This window comes from Lysinibacillus sphaericus (genome assembly GCF_005217585.1).
GTDB lineage: Bacteria > Bacillota > Bacilli > Bacillales_A > Planococcaceae > Lysinibacillus > Lysinibacillus sphaericus.
Window position 1 is genome coordinate 1,020,194 of record NZ_SZPT01000002.1, and the last position, 17,447, is coordinate 1,037,640.

General features: G+C 34.4%; 20 protein-coding genes. 12 read left to right on the forward strand and 8 right to left on the reverse strand.

Features of this window, described 5'->3' with window-relative positions:
* Positions 1-51 precede the first annotated feature (51 nt).
* Positions 52-435 carry a type II toxin-antitoxin system HicB family antitoxin gene (locus FC748_RS10545; protein ID WP_108029660.1) on the reverse strand — a complete coding sequence of 128 codons (384 nt, stop codon included), beginning with the start codon at positions 433-435 and terminating at the stop codon, positions 52-54.
* Between the two features lie 50 nt (positions 436-485).
* Positions 486-659 (reverse strand): type II toxin-antitoxin system HicA family toxin, encoded by a 174-nt coding sequence (locus tag FC748_RS10550; RefSeq protein WP_108029659.1) that lies wholly within the window; start codon positions 657-659, stop codon positions 486-488.
* Between the two features lie 457 nt (positions 660-1,116).
* Here FC748_RS10550 and FC748_RS10555 point away from each other — a divergent pair, with 457 nt between their 5' ends.
* Both FC748_RS10555 and FC748_RS10560 read left to right on the forward strand, forming a co-directional pair.
* Positions 1,117-1,659, forward strand: coding sequence for a hypothetical protein (locus FC748_RS10555; protein ID WP_108029658.1), 543 nt, complete (start codon positions 1,117-1,119; stop codon positions 1,657-1,659).
* Positions 1,660-1,677: 18 nt separating this feature from the next.
* Entirely contained in the window at positions 1,678-1,878 is a 201-nt protein-coding gene (locus FC748_RS10560) for a hypothetical protein (RefSeq protein WP_108029657.1), read from the forward strand.
* Between the two features lie 79 nt (positions 1,879-1,957).
* On the opposite strand, the gene FC748_RS10565 is transcribed toward FC748_RS10560, so the two are convergent.
* Together FC748_RS10565 and FC748_RS22065 are read right to left on the reverse strand one after the other, a co-directional pair.
* Positions 1,958-2,692, reverse strand: a complete 735-nt coding sequence (locus tag FC748_RS10565) for a hypothetical protein (protein ID WP_108029656.1) — start codon at positions 2,690-2,692, stop codon at positions 1,958-1,960.
* A 183-nt stretch (positions 2,693-2,875) separates the two neighbouring features.
* Positions 2,876-3,025, reverse strand: a complete 150-nt coding sequence (locus FC748_RS22065; RefSeq protein WP_167492666.1) for a hypothetical protein — start codon at positions 3,023-3,025, stop codon at positions 2,876-2,878.
* 237 nt (positions 3,026-3,262) lie between these two features.
* Here FC748_RS22065 and FC748_RS10570 point away from each other — a divergent pair, with 237 nt between their 5' ends.
* The 3 genes from FC748_RS10570 (at position 3,263) to FC748_RS22070 (ending at position 5,696) form a co-directional block, all read left to right on the forward strand.
* On the forward strand, positions 3,263-3,808 hold the full coding sequence (locus FC748_RS10570; protein ID WP_137102299.1) for a hypothetical protein: 546 nt from the start codon (positions 3,263-3,265) through the stop codon (positions 3,806-3,808).
* Positions 3,809-4,111: 303 nt separating this feature from the next.
* Positions 4,112-5,539: a recombinase family protein gene (locus tag FC748_RS10575; RefSeq protein ID WP_108029654.1), complete on the forward strand. Its 1,428-nt coding sequence runs from the start codon at positions 4,112-4,114 to the stop codon at positions 5,537-5,539.
* Complete coding sequence (locus tag FC748_RS22070) at positions 5,523-5,696, forward strand: hypothetical protein (protein ID WP_158497867.1); 174 nt, start codon at positions 5,523-5,525, stop codon at positions 5,694-5,696. Before FC748_RS10575 ends, FC748_RS22070 begins: the two co-directional genes overlap by 17 nt.
* 77 nt (positions 5,697-5,773) lie before the next feature.
* Here the strand turns inward: FC748_RS22070 and FC748_RS10580 are convergent, their stop codons facing one another.
* Both FC748_RS10580 and FC748_RS10585 read right to left on the reverse strand, forming a co-directional pair.
* Positions 5,774-6,928, reverse strand: a complete 1,155-nt coding sequence (locus tag FC748_RS10580) for a hypothetical protein (protein ID WP_108029653.1) — start codon at positions 6,926-6,928, stop codon at positions 5,774-5,776.
* 378 nt (positions 6,929-7,306) lie between these two features.
* Complete coding sequence (locus FC748_RS10585; protein ID WP_108029652.1) at positions 7,307-7,750, reverse strand: hypothetical protein; 444 nt, start codon at positions 7,748-7,750, stop codon at positions 7,307-7,309.
* Between the two features lie 380 nt (positions 7,751-8,130).
* Here FC748_RS10585 and FC748_RS10590 point away from each other — a divergent pair, with 380 nt between their 5' ends.
* The 6 genes from FC748_RS10590 (at position 8,131) to FC748_RS10615 (ending at position 13,101) form a co-directional block, all read left to right on the forward strand.
* Complete coding sequence (locus FC748_RS10590; RefSeq protein WP_024364792.1) at positions 8,131-8,670, forward strand: helix-turn-helix domain-containing protein; 540 nt, start codon at positions 8,131-8,133, stop codon at positions 8,668-8,670.
* 43 nt (positions 8,671-8,713) lie between these two features.
* Positions 8,714-9,574 carry a YitT family protein gene (locus FC748_RS10595; RefSeq protein WP_024364791.1) on the forward strand — a complete coding sequence of 287 codons (861 nt, stop codon included), beginning with the start codon at positions 8,714-8,716 and terminating at the stop codon, positions 9,572-9,574.
* Between the two features lie 196 nt (positions 9,575-9,770).
* Positions 9,771-10,082 (forward strand): hypothetical protein, encoded by a 312-nt coding sequence (locus tag FC748_RS10600; protein WP_024364790.1) that lies wholly within the window; start codon positions 9,771-9,773, stop codon positions 10,080-10,082.
* Positions 10,083-10,510: 428 nt separating this feature from the next.
* Positions 10,511-11,413: a hypothetical protein gene (locus FC748_RS10605; RefSeq protein WP_108029651.1), complete on the forward strand. Its 903-nt coding sequence runs from the start codon at positions 10,511-10,513 to the stop codon at positions 11,411-11,413.
* Between the two features lie 82 nt (positions 11,414-11,495).
* Positions 11,496-12,374 carry an ABC transporter ATP-binding protein gene (locus FC748_RS10610; protein ID WP_108029650.1) on the forward strand — a complete coding sequence of 293 codons (879 nt, stop codon included), beginning with the start codon at positions 11,496-11,498 and terminating at the stop codon, positions 12,372-12,374.
* Positions 12,375-12,390: 16 nt separating this feature from the next.
* Positions 12,391-13,101: an ABC transporter permease gene (locus tag FC748_RS10615; protein WP_108029649.1), complete on the forward strand. Its 711-nt coding sequence runs from the start codon at positions 12,391-12,393 to the stop codon at positions 13,099-13,101.
* A gap of 56 nt (positions 13,102-13,157) precedes the next feature.
* Here the strand turns inward: FC748_RS10615 and FC748_RS10620 are convergent, their stop codons facing one another.
* Complete coding sequence (locus FC748_RS10620; protein ID WP_167492667.1) at positions 13,158-14,183, reverse strand: Rpn family recombination-promoting nuclease/putative transposase; 1,026 nt, start codon at positions 14,181-14,183, stop codon at positions 13,158-13,160.
* Between the two features lie 140 nt (positions 14,184-14,323).
* The gene (locus tag FC748_RS10625; RefSeq protein WP_025218965.1) at positions 14,324-15,517 is read right to left on the reverse strand and encodes a YbfB/YjiJ family MFS transporter; all 1,194 of its coding nucleotides are present in this window, start codon (positions 15,515-15,517) and stop codon (positions 14,324-14,326) included.
* A gap of 526 nt (positions 15,518-16,043) precedes the next feature.
* On the opposite strand from FC748_RS10625, the gene guaD reads away from it, so the two are divergent.
* A complete protein-coding gene (gene guaD / locus FC748_RS10630) occupies positions 16,044-17,414 on the forward strand; it encodes a guanine deaminase (RefSeq protein WP_108029647.1) in 1,371 nt (456 codons plus the stop codon).
* Positions 17,415-17,447: the final 33 nt, after the last annotated feature.

The window sequence follows — 17,447 nt, forward strand, 5'->3', positions numbered from 1 at the left end:
ATAAAAAGAGAGAGTTAAATTATTCGTGAATTTATTATGCTAATTTATTTATTATAGTAATTTATCTTTTAAAGCATCCGTTAAAGTTTGGGAAAAGTTTATACCTTGTTTCATACCTAAATCATTTAAATAGCTAGGAATAGTTAACGTTTTTTTAACTGGTGTTAAATCTAAAGCTTTCTTATGTGCTTCTATATCAATATCTACAAGTGTTACAATATCATTTTCTTTTGGTGTAAAAGAAACCGTATTCGGTTTATTTATTGGTTCATCAGCAAAAGCTATAGCATTACCTATATAATCCCTTGCATACTCAATAGCTTCAGCAATAGTTTCCCCTTGGGTAATCCCGTCAATATCAGGAATTGTCACTAAGTGAAAACCGTCTGCTGATAGGGGTGAAATAACCACAGGATAAACTACAACATTTTTCATTTTCTACCTTCTTTCGTTTCTATTTTTATTGGGCTTGAAAGCAAACCCTTTTACAGGTTGTGCTTTCTAATTAACCCTTTTGCTAATTCTTCATTAACTTCTCTATGCCTAGGAATTTGTTCTTTCTTGCCTGTTGGTGACATCCATATATCATGTTTACCACCATGGGTCAAAAATTCCCATCCTTTAGCCGAGAAGCGTTTCTCTAACTCTCTCTTTTTCATTTTTTAACCCCTTTCCGCTATACGTGTATTATACGTATAAAAAAAGAAAGGAGTCAATGAATTTATACGTATTGTTTACGTATAATTAAAATTTTATGCAGTCGATTATTTTTTATGTTCATCGCCATTTCACTATATAGCCCTTATTATTGATACGATTATGCTCATTTTTTTTGGATTTTGAAGGACGAGCAGAAACGCAACACCATGTTCATTAATCGCTTTGCATAATTCAAATATTTTTGTGTTTATATTAATCACACAATTTAATGAACAATACCCTTTTATTATTCAAACAATCTGTATCATGCTATTTAAAAATAAGTATCGATTAAAGTATTCTCTATTGAAATCCAAACAAATTTTTTTGTTACAATTTTGTGTATTATACTTTCAGTTTTATGTTTTTTATTTAAAATATAAGAATAATCAGAATATTATAGGAGGCGTTATACAAATGAGGAAATTATTTTTTATGCTGACTTGTTTGGTTCTCTTATTCTTTTTCACGGCAAATATTGGCTTACCTGCATCCACTGTTTCTGCAGCTGAACAGAAAAACGATTTTGCTATTACCATTTTAAATGAAAGTACCATGCGTTTAGATTTGTTAAATGAAGACGCAAAAATTGAAAATGATGAAGTTGGGAATATAATAGTTACAAAAGGTGATTATACAGAAATACTGCCAACTCAAGCGATAGATAGTCATGGTAATGAGGTGCATTTAGTTTATAAATCAGTTGCTAATGGACTGATTATAGAATTACATAACGATGAACAACCGATTCATACGACTAGATTGGCTCGTTCTAAATGGAAATGTACACTAGGTGTTCTTGGCGGGTATTATCTTGGTGCATTAAGTGGCTTAGGGGTAGGAGCTGGTGTCGGATCCGTTCTTCCTGTTATCGGAAATGCGGTAGGTGCTGCTGGAGGAGCTATTATAGGTGCAGCAGGCGGAGCAATGTCAGGTGCAGCGTCCTCTTGTTTTGATTAGTATATAGGAGGAAATTGTATGCTGGATTTAGATAAAGTTTTTTGTTTACCCATGATATTGGCCTATTATGTCTGCTTGATTTTGTGGATTTTATTGCTTTTAGCATTAGAATCAAGTTTACTTTGGGCTTTATTAAATCCGTTAAATTTTTGTTTAATTTTTAACATAGTGTTTGGTATTACTTATCAAATTAAAACGAAAAAAAAAAGAATAAGCTAACAATAAAGCCCAGGCTCAACAATCGAGTACCTGGGCTTTAAAACGATACAAATATGCATTTTCTCACTATGTCAGCACGTTAATAAATCGGTTTTAAAATTCCAATAGGAAGCCACGTACATTGTTCATCTTTTGCTTCCAAGTCTTCTTTTACACATAGGTAAGCATTAATGGAATCACTTACTGAATAAACTATGCTTCCTTTTGGCATCGCTTTTTCCGTTTTGGAACCTTCTAATGGATAGGTTTTCGCTTCTGAGTCTTCCGTTACTTCATAACGAACACCGGCTTTTTTAAATTTTGTATCAAGAACTTTCATATCTGAACCAGGATAATGCTTTTCGCACTTTAAACCATTTCCAGTGTCCTCACAATATCGTAACATTTGATCACCATTCATATCTGATATGGAAGTATCACGCCATTCCGTAAAGATTTTACCATATTCGCCACTGTTACGATTGATATTGATATACGTTACATTTGCATAGAAAGATGCGCGAATTTTCATCGGTATTTCTTTAAAAACTACTAGATTGGTTGCTTGTACTCGATATGGCCCCATTTGATAAAAGGTTTTGCCATCATATTTTTCAATTTCATACGTTCTAAAATAATTATTGCGTTTCACCACTAACGAATCAAATGTACCATCTTCATTTTTCTTATAAATCTTAATGTCTTTGGTAAACGTCATTTTCCCCGTTTGATCTTTATATACTTCTGCGCCATCATATCTAATAGCCTCTGATTTTGTTGGATTCACAATTGCAAATACCACCGCTGCTAATAACACAATAAATAATTTTTTCATTATGCTCCTCCTACTCTGCTTTATATTACTTACTTTATCTACTAATATCGTAATATTTTATCAATAGAAATATAGGTTGTCAAAAATCTAACAAAAATAGAGATTTTTAGATGATGATAATTTAATTAATTGTAGCAAAAGGACATACTTCTATCAGTTTATGCCCAAAATCTTGTGAATGCACTATTTCGCGCCATCTTCTTTATAAACTGTAATACCCCCCACTGTTAAATCCTTTAGTGTTACCTTCCTGCCATATTCCCGCGACAGAATACTTTCAATAATCGGCAATAATTTTCGAACCTTTTCTTCTGTCAATTTGACTGCCGTCATTCCCACACTCCTTTTTATCAGAATATGTCGAATGGGCTTGTCACTTGCATAAGACCATTTATAGTCGATATTGACTACTTACTAAATCTAAAATAATATCCCCATTTATGGACCTTTCTGTTAAAATGATTGTAGAAAGGAAGGTGACTGAAAATTAAAACAACAAAAAAAGAGCAAATGTCTGTTGGTTTAACACAGTTTATCGATTTCACCGTTAGGCAAACCATGCTGGCAAAGATGAACAAAATTAATGATATTAAAAATCAAGGCGAGTATCATCCAGTAAAAGATCATTGGAAGCAGTTGCGAGAGCGTATTAAATGGTGCTATGAGCAAAATCAATCTCTTGATCATTTAGATACCTTACTAACTGAAGTTCACGAACGAAAAATCAATTCCTATACCGAAGCAATAAAGGCATTTAAAAAATTTACACGGAACAAGAAAATTGAATGGTTTGATCCACCTAAATCCCTGTGGACATCTACTAATGGCTTAGTAGTCCGTTCATCTCCCGAACTCGGTTTAGTGATAGACGGCGTACCCCATTTAATAAAATTATTTTTTAAAGGAAATACAGAAAAAATTAATGAACGCAACATTCAACCAATCCTAACGTTAATGTTAGAAGCACAATCGAAAGAGCCTTATCCACCAAACATTGTATTTGCTGTATTAAACGTGAAAACAGCTAAATTACATGTAGCCACGCAAGTAAACCCTAAAATTCTTCAAGCACTTCAACTCGAAGCACAAACATTTGAAAATATCTGGATAAACTAATTAATTTAAACCTTCAATCATTCTTCTGTTATGTACATTGACTCAAATCCCACTTTCATTATGACAACCTTCCATTAAAATAAACCATTCTTGTTTCTGTATCATGCTACTTATTGTCCCACATCGTTTTAGAATAATTGTGACATTAACCGAAGTATAGTCTTAAACATAGGATGCTCGTAATAAATTATGTTATATAAAGGCTCTTTCGTTGCAGGCATTTTAGTATCTGTGTAAAAGTCAGTTATAAAATTGTTATTCGTTCTTAGAAATAATAACGCTAAGAGTGGGAGTGACATACTTATGAAATGCGTTATCTACGTTCGCGTTAGCACCGACGAACAGGCGAAGCATGGGTTTTCGATTGCTGCACAAATTGAAAAGTTAGAGGCTTATTGTGTTTCACAAGGATGGGACATTGTTGAGGCGCCTTACGTCGATGATGGCTATTCTGCTAAAGATTTAAATCGCCCCCATTTTCAAACGATGTTGCAGCGCATTCAACAAGGGGGCATTGATGTTTTACTTGTCTATAAGCTAGATCGTCTAACTCGCTCTGTGCCTGATTTACATACGATTTTGGCTGAGTTGGACCAATATGAATGTAAATTTAAATCGGCTACGGAAGTGTACGACACGACCAATGCAATGGGACGTTTGTTTATTACGTTGGTAGCGGCGATTGCGCAATGGGAGCGAGAAAATACCGCTGAACGGGTGCGTTTAGGCATGGAAAAGAAAGTGAAGTTGGGCTACTGGAAAGGAGGCACCCCTCCCTATGGCTATCAAGTAGTGAATGGTGCATTAATAATCGATGAAGAAGAGGCGCAAATTGTAAAGGATATATTTACGTTAGCAAAAACATTGGGGTTTTACACAATTGCCAAGCAATTAACGAGTAAAGGTGTCCCTACTCGAAAAGGCGGACAATGGCATGTCGATAGTGTGCGGGATATTGCCAATAATCCGACATACGCGGGTTATTTAATGTTTAGCTTAAATCCAAAAGACATAAAAAAACCACCGCGTGAACGGGTGCTATTTGAAGGTAATCATGAACGCATTATCGATCGAGATGAATTTTGGGCACTACAAGATTTGTTAGATAAGCGTAGAACATTAGGTGGCAAGCGCGAAACGAGCAATTACTATTTTTCCTCGCTTTTAAAATGTGCACGCTGTGGGCATTCGATGGCTGGTCATAAAGCAGGCAAGAAAAAAACATATCGATGTTCTGGTAAGAAAGCTGGTAAAGCTTGTACTAGTCATATGATTTTAGAAAGTAATTTAGTGCAAGCCATTTTTGCACAATGGGATGACTTGGTCGGTGGCCATTTTACAAGTAATGAGGGGGATGCTAGCTTTCCAGCGGCACAATTGACTGCATTACAACAGGAACTAGCTGTTGTGCAAAAGCTTTTACACAAGAAAAAAACGATGTTTGAACATGATATTATTGGTATTGATGAGTTAATTCGAGACAGCGAAAAATTGCGTAACAAAGAAAAAGAAATTCAAGCAAGTTTAAAAAAGATACAGCTGCTGGACGATCGCCATCATGAGGAAATTCGGGCGATTATTCGCAATATTGATACCCTATGGATCAATGCCGATGATTACGAACGCAAACAATTAATGACCACCATCTTCGAACAAATAGTCGTTGATACAAAGGATGATTATAGGAGCAGTAAACAAGCTAGAGAAATAACCATTGTTACAGCTAAATAATATGTCTTTTATTGGTGGCGGTACACTTATTCCATGGGCACTCATTCCAGCAGCTGCGATTTGCAATGTAAGTCCATTTGAGCTTGCAAGGCGCAATTTATTACCTGTAGCGATAGGTCTTATTGTAACGACCATTGTCGCAATGTTTTTACTATAAATCTTATAGAAAAGGCCATCTACTATTATCGATTGTCGATTACTAGCAGATGGCTGAATTATTTTTTATGGTTACGATTATTCTGATTGTGGAAGATAATCTTGATTGTTTATTGTTAGTTTAGAAGCGAAGAATAGAATTTCTTTATTTAAAGCAAAATAAGGTTCTAGAATGTTGTAAAACGCTTCCCATTTTTCGTCAGCCTTTTCATTATCAAGTTTCATGGCTTCTTCATACAATTTTTTTAATTGCTCTTTATCTTCTTTACTAACTTCGAAGTCATAATCAGACATGTATTCTTCAAATGTTAACGGCTCGATGAATTGACTAAGAAGATCATGGAATTGATTCCATGCCGTTTCAGACAACTCCATATTCTCATCATTTTCAGCCTTTTGTGCATCTTCAAATAACGTTTTTAACTTCGCCATCGTTTCAGCAGGAATGTCTAATTCCATTCCTTCCATGTATTCTTCAAACGTTTGTGGTGGGTATAATTCATCAAGATATGGTTGAAGGATTGTATACAACTCTTCATATTTTAAATTAGCTTTTTCTTCATCACCACTTTTTTCAAGCTTTACCCACTCTTCATAAATAGCTTGAAGCTGTTTTTTATCATTTTCTTTAATAGCTATATTTCCCTCACTAAACCCAAAGCCTTCTAAATATTGTTCAAAAGTCTCTGGTTCCCAATTTGCTAATATATAAGGTTTTGTAATTTTATACATTTCGTCATAAATTTTTTCCATTTCTTCATATTTCTTTTCAAGCTCTTCTTCTGTTACTTCTTTTTCAACCTCAACTGACGCTTCTTTTTCTAACTTTTTAATTTCGTTAAACAACTTTTCCAATTTTCCTAAATCTTCCTTAGTTACCTCTTTAGGAAGGTCTTTTTTATACACTTCAAATGTATAAAAGTCTGAATAATCGTCTACTACTTTACCTTCTATAGAAATTTCTTGTCCTACTACTAAGTTCATTTTCTCAATTTGTTCAGTAGAAAATTTACTAAAACTAATAAAGTAATTTTTACCATCTATTCCTTTCAAGTTCATGCCATCGCCGAAGACTTCTTTAATAGTGCCGGATATTTTTTGTTCTAATTGAACATTAATATTACTATCCTTTGTTTCTAATGTTGTAGCTCCCGCTTGAAGTGGTGTTAGGATAGCCATCCCTAGTGTAAATGCTGATGCAATCATCCAAGTTTTTTTTAATGGTTTTTTCATACTTTATTTCCCCTTAATTATATAGATTGGTGTTACTAATACTTATACGCTTTTTCTACAGAAAATGTTTCATTAATTAGCAAAAAAAGTTTATTAAATTAGATACTTCAAAATTAACTATAATTCAGTACATTTTAATTAGGGTTATTATTAGTATTTTAATATAGCGAAACTTTACCAATGTATTATTTAATTATAGCTTTTTATGCTGATGCAATAGGATTTGAATAAATATGAGTGTGAAAACGCACTAGCTAAAGAATCAACCTCGATTAAAATTTTTGCGTAGATACCCTTACTCGATTATTTGCTATGCGTCTCCATACAGTTTATTTAGTAAAGGGAGATTATTATGTTTTGAACAACCTAAATTATTTTTTACTGACCTTCAAAATCTTGTTTCATTATAATTTGCATTGTTAAAAGTGCACTAATAAAAGCAGTGGTTAACAGTATTATTCCATCAGCATGAATGAAATTAAATCCATAAACGATGCTCCCACAAATGACACAACTTACCGTATTTATACCGAATAAAACGCCCCATACCACTTCTTTGAAGCGTTTATATGCTTTACTGCCTGCTAAAAACTTGATGTAAAAGAAACAAATTAAGCCTATACCCAACACTACTATCATTGAGTTAATGAAAGATGCTGTAAAGTTAATAGATTCCTCCCAAGCCATATCTACAGCAATAACATTTGTCAAATTCACCAAATTGAAAACAACAATGCAGAGTAGAACATACAAGAACAAAATCCATTCCGCTACGTACACAATTGGCACAACCAATTTTTTCACTACAGACGAACTAACCACAAATTATCCCTCCTTAGATTTGTTAATTTTAATATTAGACTGAAAAAGTATACAAAAGTTCTAGTAGCACTAAACCACTAAGTTACAAATATTTCGATAACCTAGCTTCCTTTATATTTGTAATAGAGACAGCCTATCCTTGATTGAATTGAAGGAGTTCTGATTTGTCGGGGCTCCTATTTTGCATTAATTTTTATGATAAGTTTGTTATGTCAAATATGAGTTACATTTGCCCCAGCTTAATAATGCTTAAAAAAATTCCGTTAGCATTTTACTGTACATTTGGATAAAAATATAATATATTTTTTGATAATGTTCTCAAAATGATAACATTTGTTTTGTCTTTCTACATATCATTTCTTCAATTAGGAGGCTCGTAGATGCGTAATAAAGCAGAAGTTTTAATGCATCCTGTGAGAATGAAAATTTTACAAGCACTGATGCATAATACAGACGAAGGCTTAAGTACCTTAGAGATGATTTCTGTTATTAAAGATGTACCGCAAGCTACCTTATATCGCCACATTCAAATATTAATGGATGAAAGCATCATTAAAATTGTGAAGGAGCGAAAAGTACGTTCTGTAACGGAAAAATTTTATGCATTAAATGAAGATGCTGCAAAAATAAGTAAGGAGGATTGGTCAATACTAACGAAAAAGCAAAAACTCAACTATATTTCGTACTATCAATTAGCTCTACTGTCTCAGTATCAAAATTATTTAAACTTATGTGAAGAAGATGAACATATCGTAGATTCTGCAACTTTTTCATTACTGGACTTATCCTTAACGAAAGAACAGTTTAACCACTTTCAAAATGATTTGAACGATTTATTAACGAGATACTATAATATGTCCGATTCAAGCCATACAACGGAAACAAAAACAATCGCAGTAAATATTATTCCAAAATCGTAAGTAACAACACAGGATTTAATTTGTAAGGAAATGGAGAAGATTTATGAAAAAAAGCAAGTCACTTGAAAATATACGAAAATTTATCATGATTATTACAGGGGCAATCATCGCAGCGTATGGACTTGAAGCTGTATTAATACCAAACAATGTGATTGATGGTGGCGTTACAGGTCTTAGTATTATGGGTGCCCATTTATTTGAAATTCCATTAGGCGTGCTACTCTTTGTATTAAATATTCCGTTTATCTATATTGGCTACAAACAAGTAGGAAAAACATTTGCATTAATGAGCTGTGCTGGGATTGCTGCGTTATCGATTTCCACAGTTCTATTACATGACGTTAAAACGATTTTAGGACCGAATGATCCTTTATTAATTGTTTTATCTGGTGGTATGTTACTTGGAATTGGGATAGGAATTGTTTTACGTAATGGTGGTGCTTTAGATGGCTCTGAAGTATTAGCCGTACTACTATCACGTAAAATACCGTTTTCAGTCGGAGATATTATATTATTTATCAATGCCTTTATTTTCTTAGGGGCAAGCTTTATTTTCGGATTAGAGAGTGCTTTATATTCCGCTTTAACGTACTATATTGCGAAAAATGTTATTGATATTATTCAAGTTGGTTTAGAAAAATCCAAAGACGTCCGTGTTGTCAGTGCAAAATCTGAGGAAATTGGAGATGCCATTCAAGCTCGTTTAGGACGTGGCGTTACTTATACACAAGGGCGTGGCGGGTTTTCAAACGAACCAACTGAAATATTAAACTGTGTCATTAACCGTATGGAAGAAAATAAGTTGGTATCCATTATTAAAGACATAGATAGCAGTGCGTTTGTCGTCATTTCTGATGTTTCAGAAGTGCGCGGTGGCAATTTCAAAAAACGCGATATTCACTAATACAAAAAGTAAGCAAGTGCATCTCTTGCTTACTTTTTATTTGTTGTTTTCCCTGTAATTCAGATCCTGGGTGCAACTACAGAAAAGAATGACATCTGGCGTTGGTCTAAAGGCTCTTTCAAGACAATTTCAACTAAAAAAGCTATAATTATAATAATTCTTATACTTGTGACTTTACATTTTGAAGGAGAACTTAATGGACTTATTTATAGCAAGTGATCGCCAATTGCCAATTCGTTATTATGTAAATGAAGCTATTTGGATTCGCCGTGGCTGTTTTTCGCCACCCCAATTAACTTTGCCTTTTTTTGTGGAGGTAGAAATTAAAAATAACGACAATTTGCCAATTATTACACAGTATATCCGAGAATTTCAATGTCAATATAAGTATACAGAGATGCAAATTCTAATAAAGGACAACGTTATATTTACTGAAATGCAAGATATGCTCACTAAACAGCTATTGAGTAATCATCTGATTTCTATCCACCCACTGTTATTAAAGTAGGCATTTTCTTACTGCTTTCATATTATAAAAATTACATAAATAATGGACATAAGCTTCAATCTAAATTTTGTAAGCTCATGGTCATTAAAGAAAAGATGAAAAAGGCTTGATAACCAGTAAATGGATATTTTTGTTTTGATCAACACGATTTTCTTTATGGCTGACTTCAATTGACTCTTCTATATTCGCTCTAGCATTACGTGTTTAGCTAAAACCTTGGTTTACCACCATTCTTGATTCAGTTTGTTGGAAGCACGCCATTAATGTAAAAAGGTTTTCTCACTCCTCCATTTAACAAACTACCATCTCGCTAGAAAGCTTAAAAACATCAAATAATCCTACTTTAAATAGGCATACATTTGCACTTAAAAGAATAGAAACCTAGTAGAGAGTTTAGTTCAAGAAAAATAAAGTGAGGTGTAGAAGTAATGCTAGAAATAAGTGATGCAAAAGAGTTGGTACTCGGAGTTGTGCAGCATGATCCATTGTTTGTCGTACTACAACATACACCATTAGTAGAAACACTTTATGGTGATGCCTATTTAACACATATCCATGAAAAAGAATATTATAGCATTTCAGAAGTTGCAGGTTGGTTTGAAATAACAGATGCTATGCTGCGTTACTATATCAAACCTTTCGATCAGTATATTTTTGATAGCGCCTCTTATCATCAAACCACTAATATTCGCTTAGACCTCCCTGCTATTTTACGACTTCGCATGATTCTACTTTTGAAGGATGAATACCGTGTTAAAGGTCTAAAACTACTGCTAGGTATTGATGATAGTAATCAACAGATTAAACATCAAATTACTGCCACTACTCTTGATTTTACGGATAATTTAGCCCACAAAGTCGATGTATTAGGTAGTGTCCTTCAGCAAATGATACAAACTGGTTTATTTCATATGGAACCAGATGAAAAGCAACGGACATTAAACATTACGATTAATCAAGATTTTTTAGCGCAAAATCTACAAGAGCTCTCTTCCGAATCAAGCCGCCAAATAGAGGTAATTCAAAATGAAACAGCCGAATTGAAACATCTAAATGAAAATCTCCAAAAGCAAATGGTAGAGTTACAAGAAGGTAGTGTCAAAGATATCGTCAAAAAAATCCGTGAGCGTCATATTGAAAACGAAATCGTGTCCACTTTACGCACGGAGGCACTACAGCAATACTCTATGGAGAATAAGTCAGGGTTTTTCGCAAAAATTTTTAAATCCTCGCAAATTGAAATGGAAAAAGAGCAATTTGTTGTTGGCTATATTTCACAACATTTAGAAGAACGCTTAGAAACAGCACTAAATAAATATTACAGTACCTAATTCTTTTACGTGCCTGTCACTCAAACAATTCTGAAAATTTCGAGTGACTGGCACTAATCACTAATAAAAAAGGTGTGTACGAATGAATACAGTAATGATAGTACAAAACATTTCTAAACAATATAAAACAAAGAAAGTTTTAGATAACATTTCATTTTCCATTTATGGAGAGGAAATTGTCGCACTTGTAGGGAAGAATGGTTGTGGTAAAAGTACGCTACTAAAAATTATTGGAGGTATCGTCGATTCAGATAGTGGCGCAGTTACTAGTCATGTACAATCTTTAAAAATTGGGTACGTCCCCGAAATTACTCCTCCACATGTACTCTTTACGCCAGAAGAGTATCTTTTTCATATGGGTAAAATAAGTGGTGTACCTCGTAAGCCATTACAACAAAAAATAAATCAATTACTTGAGCTATTCAATATGCAAGAGGTTCGGTCGACACGAATTACTCATTTTTCAAAAGGCATGAAGCAAAAGATTATGATTATGCAGGCAATGCTTGAAGAAACACATCTTCTAATTTTGGATGAACCTTTATCTGGACTTGATCCTCGTGCCCAAAATGAATTAGAAAACACCCTTTTGTCTTTAAAAGAGAATGGATATAGTATTATATTAACCTGTCACGAAACCAAATTATTAGAAAACCTAGTGGATCGGATTTTATTAATGGAAGGCGGCCAAGTGGTACAACTGGAATCATTTACAGACGCTTCTAACCAAAACAATCTAATAGTGTTTGAGTTACCCAGCGACCAATCACTTGATACAGTACTTTCCTTTATCCAAATCAAACAAATGCGCACATTAAATAATGGCAATCAAGAGCTAACTGTAACGGTAAACAGTGGAGATACAGACAAAACCCTTTTGGCCTTACTTCAACACGAAGCTACCATTAAACAGCTTATGCCTCTAAATTCAAAGAAGGAACAATTTCATAGTCATTTCTAGGAGGCTTATTAAATACATGATAAGTTTATTACACTATCAATTTAGTAATTATATAAGAACTTATAAATACCTTCCCCCTTTTTTCATTTTCATTTTATGTACGGTAGTCAACTATGCATTTGTACCAAATCCAATATTGGACAGTTACTCATTTACTGCGACTCTTTTATTTTTACTAATGGGATGGTTTACAGTAACAATATTTCATGCGGAGGACGAGGGACAAAAAGTCATTACTATACTACATGCTAAAGGGCAAAATGTGTATTTTGTTACGCTTTATTTGATTTGTTTTGTAATTGGCTTTTGTCTAAGCTGTGTGTCAGTGTTGTACCCTATAATAATTGGTGCATTTGGTGAACGACCAAGTTTATGGCATATCATATTGGGCTTCCTAGCTCATTTTAGCCTTTCTATGCTTGCTATTGCACTCTCTGCCATTTTCACAAGGGAACTAGTCAAGAATAAACAAAATTCTTGGTGGGGTGTACTTAGTATCTTAATTATTTCTTTAGCTATCGCCTCTTTAAAAAGCGTTATTTTACAAGTAAAGGGTCTATTATGGCTCTTACCTCCAGTACATCTTTCTTTAGAAATGATGAGTTCAGATGATAGCATCAACGTAATACCAGCCATTTTTTATTGGCAATATATTTGGATTTTTATTTATAGTATTTTAGTAATATGGTTATACTTTTTTATGTTGAATCGAAAAAGGAAAATGTAAGAAGTGCCTGGCACCCAAACAATTATGAAAATTCCGAGTGCCCGGCACCTAAAGTTTTAATCAAGTAATTCTTTTAACTGGTTAATTTCAGTAATTGTTAGCTCTGTTAATTCTGCGATTGTTTCAATATTGGTTTCTCTCTTCAATAACTTTAACGCAATTTCCTTCTGCACCTTTTTTTCTCCGTGTTTAATGCCTTGTTCTATACCCTGTTCTATACCTTGTTCTATACCTTGTGCTATTCCCTGTGCTATGCCTTGTTCTATTCCTTTCAATAGCCCTTCTTGCTCAGCTATATATTTTGTATCTTCTAGCTTCGCCGCCTCATCAAGGATATATTTCAAACGAGATTGATATGCATAATAATCTTCAGGGGACTGACTTAAATCTTGCCAAACATTCATAGCATTGAATAACTCCTCATCTTTCATGGCAAGCTCCTCCAATTCTAAATAAATTTCTTCATAGACTTTCTGTTTACGTCCATCAACCATTCCCAGTAGCATTAACCATCTATCCAAGACATTTTTAAAAGAATCCAATTGTTTTGCATACCATTGCTGTATAAATCGATTAATATCGATAAAATGTATTTCAAGTACGTCATCCATTTTCAAATTATCTTGATTATCATAAAGTTGAAAAATAGAATGATAATTTTTTGTGTGTTCAAATAACGTAAAATTACAAATATTTATAGTAATTGTCGGTCGTAATTTATGATACCCCATCTCTTTACGCAGTTGCGAAGTATAAATTCTTGACCAATAGTACAGTGTTCGTTTCATCATATCGTATTGATTGGTTAATTGAATTTCAACATTAACAAATAGCTCATCTTGTGTTTTCACTAAAATATCCAAGCGAGATTGCTTATCATCTACATGTTCACTACCAAATTCTTGACTTATAAAAGTAACTTCTTTAATAGCATTTCTCCCTGTACGATTTAATAAAGCATTCAGGAATACTATAGTAATAGCCTTATTTTTATCCGTACCAAATAATTGTTTAAAAGCATAATCTACTTTTAAATCTATAAATTTTTCAAGTGGGATTTTACGAAAAGTATTTACACTCATGCGCATCACTCCAATTGATTTACCACAATTATAACATTTTTTTGATTTAGAAAAAAACGAAAAAGGTGCCTGACACTTGAACAATTCTGGTGACAGGCACTCAAACAATTCAGAATATTCCGGGTGTCAGGCACCCTTAACTAATGATTAGATTGGATGTTTAAATTGGCTATCTTCTCTTGTTGTTTTAACACGATCCACTTACCGCATAACATTACAATTAGCCCTAGCAATACGATGCTGCCTGCAAAAATGAGTGCTGCCTTGTAGCTGCTAAAAATGACCACAAGTTGTCCAGCTATAATTGGCCCGATAATTTGTCCAAACGCATAGAACGTTGTCAACAATGACACGACTGGACCACTTTGTGTTGGAAATAGCTGTCTAGCATAGGCAGTTGTTAGCGTAACAATACCGACGAATGTTAAACCAAATAAAAATGAAGACAATAGCACACTCCATACTGTTTGTGAAAATACCGGCAACAAAATCCCTAGCACTTGTAGTATGTAAGCCACAAATAAAATTTTTATTGCAGAAAACTTCTCTAATAGTACTGTCCAAACTGGAGCAGATGGAATAGCCGCTACACCAACAATGACCCAACTATAAGAGGAATATGCTTGGAGCGATGGAATGTTGTGAATAATATCCACTAAAAATGTACCTGTTATAATATACCCAAGCCCCTCAAACCCATATGCCGCAATTAGCCAAGGCATAAAACCCCGCGACATTTTTGCATCTGCCGTTTTCGTTACTTTCACGCTATCGTGTACTTGTAAATTTCTCCATAATAGAAATGTAATCACTAAAAATAGTGCGGATAAAATGCCTAAGCCAATCCAAGTACCTTGCCAAGCAAAACGTGCTTCAATAAAAGGTACGAATAAACCTGAAATGGCAATACCAAGCCCTATACCACTAAATAAATAGCCTGACCACTTTGTGAGCGTTTGTTTGGCTAAATAATCCATAATAATACTAGAAGTTAAAACAAAAATAAGTCCCCCTGTAATCCCTGCAATTAATCGTAGAACAAGCCAAACACTATAGAGCTCAATTAGCCCCATAAGCACAACAGAAATGACATTTAATACCACACTCAACAGTAAAAAATGTTTCCGCTGTCGGTAAATAAATCCCGCCCATAATGCCCCAATAAAATAACCAATATAATTACTAGATGCTAAAAAGCCTGCAACCTCAAATGAAAAGCCAACATCCTCCCGCATAAACGGCAAAATGGGCGTAAAAGCAAAACGGCTAATCCCCATCGCTACAACTAGTAATAGTACTCCCCCAAATAAAATACCAATGTGTTGACGATTCATCGCATCCTCTCCCCCTTTGTTAATAAAAGGATACTGAATGCTCCTTAATAAAGCAATTAAATTTATAAATTTTACCAATATTCAAAATAATAAAGGGATGTGGTTTTACACTTTTCTTTTTACAAAAAAGACCCAAGCATTCACACTTGAGTCGTCGATTAGGCGATTTATTTAATAATTAGCTTTTAAACTAATAACAAGTAATACTATAAGCAAAAAAACACCAACACATACTCCCATAACTAGGCTTACTTTCCTACCAAGCATGTCCTTTCAATCCCCTCCTTTTGGGCATTTCCTAAAAATCTTATATAGCACCTATTTATTCCGAATTTCTCGCAACAAACTATGATAATAATTCTCATTTACAGTTTATATAAAGATTATTAATTTGCCAAGCCTCATTTTCCCACTACTTTCTACATCAGGTGAAAAGTAAAATATTCGTTTTTTTATAGACTTTACAGTTTTATTATCCTATAATATTCCCTGCTGATATCAAAATACGAACATTGAGGTGTAAACTATGTTTAAATATACGCAAATTTTCAAAGGAACTGCTTTTTCAAGTAAGTCTTCCAAAGAAGTACAAATTTTACAAGACTACCTGTTTTGCATTAACGCAGACGGAATAATCGAAAAAACGATTGCGCAAGAGCATCCTGACTATCAAACAGTACTACATACATATAAAGGGAAAGAAAATTTCTACCAATTAACTGATGGCCAGTATTTCTTCCCAGGCTTTGTCGATTTGCATGTCCATGCACCACAATGGGCTCAAGCCGGTACTGCTCTAGACATCCCCCTATATGACTGGCTCAACACCTATACCTTCCCTATCGAATCGAAGTTCTCGGACTTAGCATTTGCGAAAGAGGTCTATGAAGATTTAGTAAGTACCCTTCTTGCCAATGGCACAACAACATCGTTGTACTTTGCAACAGTACATAAGGAAGCAAGCCTATTATTAGCTGAAATCTGTGCTACAAAAGGACAACGTGGTCTTGTTGGGAAAGTTGTCATGGATGACCCTGAACAAAACCCTGCATTTTATCGAGATGCAAATACGGCAACAGCATTAGCGGATACAGAAGAGTTTATTTTAGCTGTTAAAGAATTAGCGAAATCTACCAAGCAAGGCGTATATCCTGTTGTAACACCTCGCTTTATTCCAAGTTGTACAGATAGTGCTTTAAAAGGTTTAGGTGAATTGGCAGCTAAGTATGATACACATATTCAATCTCATTGTAGTGAAAGTGACTGGGAGCATAGGTACGTGCAAGACCGCTTCAACAAAAATGATGCCTACGCTTTACATGATTTTGGTCTATTAGGTGATAAGTCTGTTATGGCACATTGTAATTTCTTAAACGATGAAGATGCCACACTATTTGCTGAAACTGGTACTGCTATCGGCCATTGTCCAATTTCAAATGCTTATTTTGCTAACAGCGTTATTCCCATTGCCCGCTTCCATGCAAAAGGTGTAGATATTGGTTTAGGCTCAGACATTTCAGGTGGCTTCTCACCTAGTCTTTTTGATAATGCAAGACAGGCGGTAATGTCATCTAGAATGTTGGAAGATGGTGTGAATACAGCACTTCCTGCAGACAAACGTGGCGTGCCAAATTCGCGCATTACTATCAACGAAGCATTCTATTTAGCAACAGCTGGCGGTGGTGAAAGTTTAAGTCTTCCAATTGGTCGCTTACAAGAAAACTATACGTGGGATGTTCAAGTAATCGATACAAAAGTAGCATCTGCTAAACTACCAATCTTTGATAACAAAGAAGAACTGGTTGATATCTTCCAAAAAATCATGTATCTAGTACGTCCTGAAAATATTCGAGAAGTATGGGTGCAAGGCATTAAAGTGCACGAAAGAACACAATAATCTAACGCAAACAGTGGTCTCCCCTTCTCTGTA